We start from the raw sequence: 9,665 nt of genomic DNA, 5'->3' as shown, positions 1-9,665 counted from the left end.
CGCTTCGCTCTGCCTCCGGCAGCCGAATACTCGCGCCTCCGGCGCTCCGTTTCGCGCGTCCCCGCGCGAATTGCCGCCCTCCGGGCGGTGGTTATGGAATGCGCCCTCCGGGCTTATTCCATAACTGGTTTGACTTCCAGTCAATTCCTGCCTCCGGCAGGCTACTTGATCATCACTCCGTGATGATCAATCGAATTCCAGCCTTGATTTCTTTGGATTGGCCATTACTTCCTCTTTCTTAGTTGCCTGCCCAACATTAAAATAAGGGGTGTCGGAAGTCGGAAGGGGCGGCAACCTCGTCCGACTGGAATTCTATCTGGTGAAACTGAAGGGTAAGAAATGCAGCTCAAGCCTGTTCCCATGGACGTCATCGCCGAGGCCCGCGAGGAAGCCGACTCCGTCGTCTTGAACCTGATGGCCCGCCTGATGCCGGGTCAGCACGAGGCGCGGCTGATCGTCACCATGGAGGGGCAGAAGCCCCTGACCGCAGTCCTGCCCCTCACCGTGGAGGGTGACGGGTCACGAGACGACATGATCGGTGCGGAGCCTGCCCGGCTGGAGAACTTCGCTTTCCTGCTGACGGTCGCCCTGGCGCAGCACCTGAGCTCGGGCGTGATGCTCCTGCGCTCTACCGGCGCAGGTACCGCCGGACAGGACAAGGTGCGGGTCTGGACGCTCTTCTGGGGGGTGCTGGAAGAGACCCGCTCCGCCGAGGCAGCAGACCTCATGCACGGCAAGCTCACCGCCGTCGACTTCGCGGACGCCTTCAGCGTCCACTCCCCCAACGATGACGAAGACGAGGCGATCTACCCGCCCTCTGCTTACCGCCTCACCTAGAACCCTGCGGTCCCGGGCAGTAGCCCGGGACCGCCTCCTGCCCCGGAGCCGGGGCCGGGGCGCGCGGGGGTGCAGCGGATGACAACGCAGCACCCCCGCGCCCACTTCGACTGGAAGTCGAAACGTGTGCGGCACAGCCCCCCTTGGGGCTGTGCCGCACACTCACGCCCGCAGGGCGGCGGCACGCGCGGGGACGCGCACAAGGAGAATCCGGAGGATTCGAGTCTTCGAAATGCCGGAGGTAGTGCGAAGCGGCAAAAAGAAAAGCACTCCACCGACTTTGCGTAGCGGCTGCTTGCTGCGCCTCGCCGCATCACGATTACCCCGGATCCCCGGATTCACGACTTCCATTGCGGCGGAGTTTGCATGCTGGCGGGAAATTCCTGGTCGAACGGGTCGGCAAACCCTCCCAGGAATTCCCCGCCAGTGTCTCTATCTGGTGAGACTCAACTATCGTACGCGAAAGGACAGTCACGATGCTGCGCTGAGCCCAGCGTGAAGGAGTACCGGGGATGAGCAGAAACACACTGCGTCGAATCCACGACGAACGGTGGGTGGTCAGCCGCGCCTGGGTCGCACAACGCACCGGGGCATCCCCCGCTACCGTCGCCCGCTGGTACCAGCAACGCCAACAGCGGCCTGGCGACCACCGCTTCCCCGAGGTCGCCTGCGTCGTAGAGCGCGTGCAGTACTACGACCAAGAGGCCGTAGAAAGCTTCTGGGCAGCCTGGCGCCAGGACGTCGGCACCGGCCGCCTCCAGGCCGCCGGACGACGCCCGGGAGACGGACGAGGCAACCAAGGAGGCGGGTCGGGCCGCGCCCAGCGGGACAAGGCCGTCGCCACCGCCCTGGAAGCGCTACGGGAAGCCGGCGGACACCGCCGGGGGCTGGGGGCACAACTCGCCCGCGAACACGGCGGCAACGAACGCACCTGGCAGCGCGCCGTAGACGAGGCGCGTGCACTGTACGCGGCACAGCCGGCAGCCCCTGACCCCGACACCCCAACCAGCAGACCAACTGGCTGACAACGGCGACCCGGACGCCGAGGCCCGAGCGCGGAGACCCCCGCCGACGCGCAACACCAAAACCCCGCCCGATCCCCGAAGCCGCCACGCCGACCGCACCCGCCCACCACCCACCACCAACGGGCGCGCGAGCAGGGGCATCAGAGGGGATGTCAGAGCCCCGAACACCACCCCGTATGCCCACTGACCAGCAAAAAGCTACCTGGCCTCTCACACGCCCGTGCAACAGATGATGCAAGGGTTGGTGCAGCAGTTGCCGTAAGAGTTGATGCACGAGATACCCTCGCCCGTGCCTGTGCCGGCTTCGCACCTACACGCCCCCTGCCGACACAACCGGGCCCCTCAGCAGCGTCCGGGTACGGATGCTGCGACGAGCCTTCCCGGGCGCGCGATCGTCAGTGACCCCCTGCGCCGAACTCCTCGATGAAGCAGCCGCAATCCACAACACGCGCCGGGAGCCGATCCGCTATCGCCAGGGCAGCACCGGCCGGACGCGGTGCGGGCGGCCTGCAGGGCGCGGCGGATCAGCCGTCCGTCCTCGCACGGCGCCTGGGCCCGGCACTGAGGGCAGGAGGTCACGTGCGCGAGGTGGACCCGGTAGGCCTCCTGCGCCCCGATCGGGGCCGTGGTCTTCACCGCTCACCCGCCCCAAGGGCACTCTCGACCAGGGCGGCGCGGCCGGCGGCGACGAGCTGCTCGACTGACCGGGGTGAGCACAAGTTCCCGGGGAACCGGGGCGGGACAGCCCAGTGAACGCGGGAGGGCCCGTTGTGCTCCTCTTTGGGGACGCCCAGGTAGGTGCCGTCGCCCAGCAGCGGGGCTTCCCGCCCAAAGGGCCAGTCCTTCGGGTTCATGGCTTTGATCAGGGCGTAGACGTACTGGCCCCGCCCGTCGTGGATCACCGGTCCGTCGAGCCGCTGGGCAAGTGCAGCATCCACGGCCCTGTACTCCGGCGTCCCCACGGCGGCGAACACGAGCTGAGCGGGGATTTTGATCGCGCAGAACCGGGATCCGCACGGCAGGAGGGCAACGCCTGCGTCCTTCCATTCGCGCCAGGCCAGTTCGGGCGCGGCCTGCGCACGGGAGAGCCAGCGCTCGACCGCCGAAATCTCTGTGTGCCGGGTCATCCGGACGCCTCCGCGGGAAGTCGGGGGCCGCTGCCGGGGCCGGGTGCGGCGGCCAGATATACGGGGCCGGTGACCCGGCCGGTACCGCCGGGCCCCTGCGTCCGCCTGCCCGGGCCGACAGCAGCGAGCGACGGCGGCACGATGCCGGCCGGGCCCCGGGGCTGCCCGCCCAGATGCCACGGCAGTGGAACGGGGCGCCGCTCGCGGCGCCGCTTCAACGCGGATGCGAAGGCCATGACGGAAACCGTAGGGACGCGCAGCCCCCGGGCCCGGGCGGTGTTCTCGAATGTTCCCGGCCCCTGGCCGGATGTTCTCGTGTGTTCTCGGATCGGGGGCCGCACCCTCTGGAGCGGGGCGCATCGCGTCGTGATGCTGTGGGGCGACAACCCCGAACTGAGGGAGGCGGCATGGCAAGGCGACTGCGCTTCAACGGCACGGACAGCAAGAACGGCGGCTGCCCGGCAATTCATGAAGACCTCGACTCCGGCGAGGTCATCGTGCAGGGAACACCCGTCAGCGACCCGGAAGACCTTGCCCAGCTCCAGCACTTGGGGCCGCACGACGCTGCGGTCGCGGTGCCGCGCGAACTGCTCGTCAACCACGGGCCCAAGGAGAGGAAGCCGGTGCCCGCGCTGATCGACGCCGAAGAGTTCGGCCGGCTCTTCGAGACGTTCGCGCACTCGGCCTGGCACCTGGAGACACGCCGCGGCTACGCCTCCGACAGAAACGACCCCGGATTCGCCGAGTTCCGGCGCACGGGCCGGGCTCCCATGGATCTGGACAGCCACTGGTGCACGAACATCCTGCGCCAGACGACCGGCGGCAAGTACGTAGGGCGCGTGCGGGTGGTTGACGACCCGCCCACCGAGGGACAGCTGTTCCTCATGGACTACTCGCGGTGCAACGCGGCCACAGGTGAGGACGTCCGCAGCATCTGGCGCCGGGACGCACAGCGCGCACACCTGCCGGAGGAGGATTTCTGGATCTTCGACAGCCGCCTTGCAGCCGTGCTGCGCTTCGACGAACAGGACATCCTCCACGGAATCGAGGTGATCACAGAGCCCGCCGAAGTCCTGGGATACTGCCAGGTCCGGGACACGGCCGTGCATCACGCCCTCCCGACCCGGGCGTTCACAGCGCAGGTGCACGCAGACTGACGGCAGGGAGCCTGTGAGCACAGACTTTCAGCAAGCCCGCGAATCTCTCGGAGCCCGGCTCCGCGAGCTGCGGCTCTCGGGTCCTGACGGTCGGCTCACCGGCCCGCAACTCGCCAGCCGGCTCGGCTGGCCGCACTCCAAGATCTACAAGCTGGAGAACGGCCGGCAGACAGCGACGCCTGAGGACCTGCGTTCCTGGGCTGAAGGCGTCCGGCAGCCAGAAGTCTTCACCGAACTCGACTCACGCCTCAAAGGGTTCGAGACCCACATCCGTTCCTGGCGCCGCCAGCTCACCTCAGGCCACCGCCCCGTACAGGACAGCTGGAACCTCGAGGTACACCGGTCCCGGATCATCCGCGCGTGGGAAGAGGCCGTCATCCCCGGCATGCTCCAGACCGCGGACTACGCCCGCGCCGTGTTCCTGCGCTACGCCGACCTGCACGGCACCAAACGCGACACCGACGAAGCAGTACGCCAGCGCATACGGCGCCAGGAATGGCTCCACGACAGCGGCCACCAGTTCCACGCCCTGGTATGGGAGGCGGCCCTTTACGCACTGATCTGCTCACCAGCCGTCCTCACCAGCCAACTCGACCGGCTCGCAGGCACGATCGGCATGGACACCGTCCGCCTGGGCATCATCCCCCTCACCGCCCCGCTCAAGATCCCCGCCGCCAACGGCTTCTGGATCCTGGACCAGCGACTCGTCATCGCCGAGGACTGGCACGCAGAACTATGGCTGGACGATGACGACAACGTGGCCACCTACCTGAGCGTCTGGAACACACTGAGCGAAGGGGCCGTATACGGAGCCGACGCACAGGCGATCATCACCCGCGCCCAGCGATCCCTCCACCCCCGCTGACACCCCCCGCCCAGCAGGGCCCGTCACCCCGCACCCGCACAAGCCCCCCTCGCGCCCGGGGGCCGGAGGAAACCCACCCCAGCCCCCCACAGACCCGCCCCCGCCCAACCGGCTGAACTGCCCCGGTATCAGTGCGGCGCGCACCCGGTCCACACCGGCCCCCCGGCCCGGCACAACACAGCAGCAACGCGCAGTCCGACCACACGCAGTCCTGCGGTATCCGGTAGACCTTCCGCCCCGGGTCCGGTCCTCCCGCCAGTGCGTCAAAGGCCTGCCGCACAAGCAGCGTCCAGGCGGTGGTCGGGGCCGGCCACAGGCCCGACCACCGCCTTCGTGACGCCATCGTGACCGTGGTCGGGGTAGTGGTCAGGCTCCGGAAGGGGTGGTCGAGACCCGACCACCCACCCCGACCACGCATTCGTGACCTCATCGTCACCGTGGTCGGGGCTTCGTGGTCGACCCTCCGGTCGGGGTCACCGGCTTTCCTCAAAGGGCGACAACACCCCGCTGCGACCGAGAAACCCGACCACGCCACCCGCCGACAAGGACACCCGTGAGCGCTATCGAGAACACAACGCCCCACACACCCGCGCCCCACGAACCGCTGCCCCACCAACTGCTGTCCGCGCTCGCCCAGCACCGCATCGCCACCACCAGCCAACTGCGCGAACTGCTCCGGCCCGGCACCGCCCGCCAGACCCTCTCCACCCCCCTGAACAAACTGCGCCACAAGGGCCTCGTCGACTACACCGTGCTGCCCCGGTCCCACCGCACCCGCGCCTGGTACCTCACCACCGACGGCGCCCGCCTCACCCGCGACCTACCCGAACTGCGGGGCCGGCCCCCCTACCCCATCACCTCCGCAAGCGCCGCCTCGCTGAAAACACCCCACACCCTCACCGTCGTACGCACCCACCTCGCCTTCGCCGCAGACGCCCGACAGCGCGGAGACGAACACGGCCCCTTCGACTGGACCCCCGAAGTCGCCCACCACCTCGGCGACGGCCAACGCCTCATCGCCGACGCCCTCATGCACTACAGCCTGGCCCGCCCCGACGGCGGCAGCACCAAACTACGGGCCTTCATCGAAATCGACCGCACCACCATGAGCAGCGAGCGCATGGCCGCAAAGCTGATCGAGTACGCACGCTTCCACCGCTACCAGCCCGCACCCACCGGCCGCCGCACAACCACCCTCGCACCGGAGGGGCCTGCCTGGATGCGCTGGTATCCCCTCTACCCCCGCATCCTGTTCATCCTCACCGGCGCCAGCCCCCGCACCCTGAACAACCGCACCACCGACCTCAGGTCCATGGCCGACATCCACCCCGCCGTCGCCCACCTCGCCCGCAACGTCCCCCTCGGCGCCGCCGTCCTCGAAGACCTCGAACAACACGGGCCTGCTGCCCCCGTCTGGACACCCCTCATCGGAAACCCAGAGCCACGCCCCTGGAACGAACTCTGACCGCCCCTGCCGCGAACAAGCCACAAAACCGCTACCCACCAGCCGGCCCCCGGGGCCCGCCCCCGCGCATACGGGGACCTACCCTGCCCACTCCGTGCGGAGACCGGGCACTTTCGAAGGACACCACACCCCTCCCCCTGCACATGGCGGGTTCTCATGATCGTCGCAACACCCCTGCTCACGTGAGGTGTTGGGACATGCCGCTTGGCCCATCGAACATCGGGTACTTCCGGTCCGACGGCGTTCGGAAACGGAGGTTCTTCGAGGTCGTTTCGCAAGGCGTGAGCATCCGAGAAGCCTGCCGGATCACTGGTACCGAGACCTCAACCGCGACGAACTGGATGAAGGCCAGACCGTCGAGCAGGAAGTACCAGCCCCTACCACCGGCTCAGAGGGGCCGGTATCTCAACCTGGACGAGCGCATCACCATCGCGGACATGCGCCTCGCTGGTGCCAGTCTGCGGACGATCGCCGAACGGCTGGGACGCAATGTGTCGACCATCAGCAGGGAGATCAGTCGCAACGTCTCCGGGCCGCTCAACGAGTATTACCCGCATCGCGCGGACTCGATCGCCGAGAACCGCAGGTGCCGCCCCAAGCCCACCAAGATCGCCCACAACCCGCAGCTCCGCGACGCTGTCCAGGAAGGGCTGGACAAGCGGTGGAGCCCGGAACAGATCGCCGGGCACCTGCGCGCCGTCAGCGATCAGCCCGGCATGACCGTGGCCCACGAAACGATCTACCGCTCCCTCTACGCAGACGGCGGCGGCGAGCTGCTCTGCAAGCCCCGCAGGACGCTCCGCTCCGGCCGTGACCGCCGCTACCGGCGGATCACGAAACCGGCCCGCAGGACGGGTTCACCGCCCCCATGGTGATGATCAAAGATCGTCCGGAGGAAGTCGAAGGCCGGACAGTCCCGGGCCAGTGGGAAGGGGATCTCATCGTCGGCACCCGGAACAGGACGGCTGTCGGCACCCTGGTCGAGCGCACCAGCCGCTTCGTCCTGCTGGTCCACCTCCCCGGCCGGCACACCGCCGAAGCGGTACGGGACGGCGTGACCCGGGCCCTCCTGACCGTCCCGCCCCACCTCCGCCGGACCCTCACCTGGGACCAGGGCGTAGAGATGGCCCACCACCGGGACATCGCGGAGGCGACCGGAACCCGGGTGTACTTCTGCGACAGCGGCAGCCCCTGGCAGCGCGGCCTGAACGAGAACACCAACGGTCTCCTGCGCCAGTACATGCCGAAGTCCACGAACCTATCGGTCCACTCCGCCGCCGACCTCGCGACTATCGCCGCGGACCTCAACACCCGGCCCCGCAAGGTACTCGGATGGAGAACCCCACTCGACGTGTTCACCGCACTCACCGCCCGGGCTTCCTGAAGACCAACACAGAACGGCACGGGAACATGGCCTGCCCTCATAATCGAACACCAAGCACGTCTCATCGACACTGAAGCCGACTTGCCCGTTAGGGATACATCTGCCCCTGTTGCCACGATCCGTGGAATTCGCCCATCCAAGACGTGACCCCGCTGACACACCTTCACATCCCAAGCCCCCCGCCAAAGGATGAAGCTCAAGCTGACATCGAGACACCCGCAATGCGATCACTCGATGCGCCCCTCACCCCGCACCCCCCGGGAGCGGCAGTCCAGGCCCGCACGGCCGCCAGAAGCAGCACCACACGACGCCCCGTGCCACCCGCAAAAAGCGGGCAACCGCCCCGCGCAGCCACCGCCCCCTCCCCCGAGTCCGCTTCGCCGAAGGAGGTGCGTAACGCAGGTTCAGCCGTCGTATCCGCGCCGTGCACGCCACCACCGTCCACGACACCCGGGCACACCGGTTCGCGGTGCTGGTGGGGTGGGCTGGACCCCGGTCTCCACGTACAAAGGGGTGGCAACGATCATCCGATGCCGGAGCCGTTCTGGGGGAAAGTTGCACAGCACACGGGCGTGCCCTCGCAAATAGCCGGGGGTCGGGTAGAAGTGAGAGATCATGGAAAAGGCGGATCTAGCGGCAAATTCTTGATCATTCAGCCCGGTGGAAGCCAGCATCTCAGGGGGCGTCGCATCCCCGTAGGCTTCCCGTTGAGCCAGGTCGGCCGCCATGGCATGCAGCCAGTCTGAACCAGATCCCATCCTGGTTGGCGGGTGGTCGCGGTAATCCCGTACGTGTTGCTTCGAGCCGCATAACAACAAGTTGATGTTGGGGCAGAACTCATCGTCCTGGTGTGGGCAGTGCCCTTCTTCCAGCGACGCATAGGCAAAGACGCCGTGATCGCGGAACCCAACGTCGCTCGCTGCAGCGCCGTAGCGGAAGGGACCACGGAATTCGAGCCAGGCCCCGACTCCCAGATGTCCACACGCCGAAGGTTCCCAAAGGCATGCCCAGCACTGCTCTTTGAGGTGTTGCAGAACAGGCTCCAGCCGCTCGGCAGGTGTTGCCTCCGCAGTCACACCCTCCCCTAAAGTGACACGAGCACCAGAACCCAGCACGCTGGCTTCCGCTTCAACGGCTCGATCGAGGAGTCTTCTTCGCGGTTGCTCGTAAAAGTCGTCGAGCTTGGCCGTCGACAGGTATTGCAGTTCCCGCACGTCCCTCGCCTCTCTCGCGGCTTGGACCACTGTCACACTGCCAGCGGATTCAGTTGCTGCCGCCTCATCTCTTCCCTGCTTTGCAGGTTCTCAATGAAAGTGAAGCCCGTGCTGGCGCCGGACACCGGTCGACTGGAAGGGGCGGCCGGGCCGCGGCGACCCCGCCAGCAGCGGAACCGGGCGCGCACCAAAGCAGGTGCGTGTCGAGCACCACCGGGCACGCCGGGAAACACCGGCGGCCGGCACCGAGGAGGTACCGGCCGGTGCGGCAGGTGCGGGCCAACGCATCTGCCAGGGGTCCTGAAGGGCTCGGGCTTGCGACCAGCCTGCCGTCAGGGCGACACCGGCGATGAGCCGTTGGTGCCGCTGTTGAGCAAGCGTCGTACCGGCAGGGCGCTGCGTGCAACCACGCCGGAACAAACGCTGGGCCGTTCCGGGCCCCCGCCGCGCGGAACTCATCGACGCCGTCGTGCACTTCGGGGGCCCGGCGTTGCGGGAATCGGGTACGGGCCAGCGGAACACCCATGGGGCCACAAACCGGCGAATGCCGCATAGCAGGCACGAATCCGGGAGGGAGTCGGGCCGACCGTG

8 protein-coding genes and 1 pseudogene are annotated in these 9,665 nt (G+C 67.8%); 6 read left to right on the top strand and 3 right to left on the bottom strand.

Annotated elements, in window-relative coordinates; all coding sequences use genetic code 11:
• Window positions 1-339 precede the first annotated feature (339 nt).
• Together IE226_RS41925 and IE226_RS41920 are read left to right on the top strand one after the other, a co-directional pair.
• A complete protein-coding gene (locus IE226_RS41925; RefSeq protein ID WP_190086786.1) occupies window positions 340-837 on the top strand; it encodes a hypothetical protein in 498 nt (165 codons plus the stop codon).
• Window positions 838-1,349: 512 nt separating this feature from the next.
• Complete coding sequence (locus tag IE226_RS41920; protein ID WP_190086785.1) at window positions 1,350-1,862, top strand: hypothetical protein; 513 nt, start codon at window positions 1,350-1,352, stop codon at window positions 1,860-1,862.
• Between the two features lie 632 nt (window positions 1,863-2,494).
• On the opposite strand, the gene IE226_RS41915 is transcribed toward IE226_RS41920, so the two are convergent.
• Entirely contained in the window at window positions 2,495-2,989 is a 495-nt protein-coding gene (locus tag IE226_RS41915) for a hypothetical protein (protein ID WP_190086784.1), read from the bottom strand.
• On the bottom strand, window positions 2,986-3,225 hold the full coding sequence (locus IE226_RS41910; RefSeq protein WP_190086783.1) for a hypothetical protein: 240 nt from the start codon (window positions 3,223-3,225) through the stop codon (window positions 2,986-2,988). The genes IE226_RS41915 and IE226_RS41910 overlap by 4 nt, the downstream gene beginning before the upstream one ends.
• A 171-nt stretch (window positions 3,226-3,396) precedes the next feature.
• Between IE226_RS41910 and IE226_RS41905 the strand changes: the two genes are divergently transcribed.
• The 4 genes and pseudogenes from IE226_RS41905 (at window position 3,397) to IE226_RS45500 (ending at window position 7,860) form a co-directional block, all read left to right on the top strand.
• A complete protein-coding gene (locus IE226_RS41905) occupies window positions 3,397-4,146 on the top strand; it encodes a DUF6879 family protein (RefSeq protein WP_190086782.1) in 750 nt (249 codons plus the stop codon).
• 13 nt (window positions 4,147-4,159) lie between these two features.
• A complete protein-coding gene (locus IE226_RS41900) occupies window positions 4,160-5,011 on the top strand; it encodes a helix-turn-helix domain-containing protein (RefSeq protein ID WP_190086781.1) in 852 nt (283 codons plus the stop codon).
• Between the two features lie 553 nt (window positions 5,012-5,564).
• Window positions 5,565-6,476: a replication-relaxation family protein gene (locus IE226_RS41895; protein WP_190086780.1), complete on the top strand. Its 912-nt coding sequence runs from the start codon at window positions 5,565-5,567 to the stop codon at window positions 6,474-6,476.
• Between the two features lie 197 nt (window positions 6,477-6,673).
• A pseudogene (locus IE226_RS45500) lies at window positions 6,674-7,860 on the top strand (IS30 family transposase).
• 404 nt (window positions 7,861-8,264) lie between these two features.
• Here the strand turns inward: IE226_RS45500 and IE226_RS41885 are convergent.
• A complete protein-coding gene (locus IE226_RS41885) occupies window positions 8,265-9,074 on the bottom strand; it encodes an SAVMC3_10250 family protein (RefSeq protein ID WP_229871934.1) in 810 nt (269 codons plus the stop codon).
• Window positions 9,075-9,665 lie beyond the last annotated feature (591 nt).

The sequence above is a fragment of the Streptomyces longisporoflavus genome (genome assembly GCF_014649775.1).
In the GTDB taxonomy this organism is placed as follows: domain Bacteria; phylum Actinomycetota; class Actinomycetes; order Streptomycetales; family Streptomycetaceae; genus Streptomyces; species Streptomyces longisporoflavus.
Note: the sequence above shows the minus strand (reverse complement) of the source record. Positions and strands in the feature narration are given on the sequence as shown.

Coding starts and splice junctions, on each gene's coding strand:
- IE226_RS41925 (WP_190086786.1), top strand. CDS start 340: ATGCAGCTCAAGCCTGTTCCCATGGACGTCATCGCCGAGGCCCGCGAG.
- IE226_RS41920 (WP_190086785.1), top strand. CDS start 1,350: ATGAGCAGAAACACACTGCGTCGAATCCACGACGAACGGTGGGTGGTC.
- IE226_RS41915 (WP_190086784.1), bottom strand. CDS start 2,989: ATGACCCGGCACACAGAGATTTCGGCGGTCGAGCGCTGGCTCTCCCGT.
- IE226_RS41910 (WP_190086783.1), bottom strand. CDS start 3,225: ATGGCCTTCGCATCCGCGTTGAAGCGGCGCCGCGAGCGGCGCCCCGTT.
- IE226_RS41905 (WP_190086782.1), top strand. CDS start 3,397: ATGGCAAGGCGACTGCGCTTCAACGGCACGGACAGCAAGAACGGCGGC.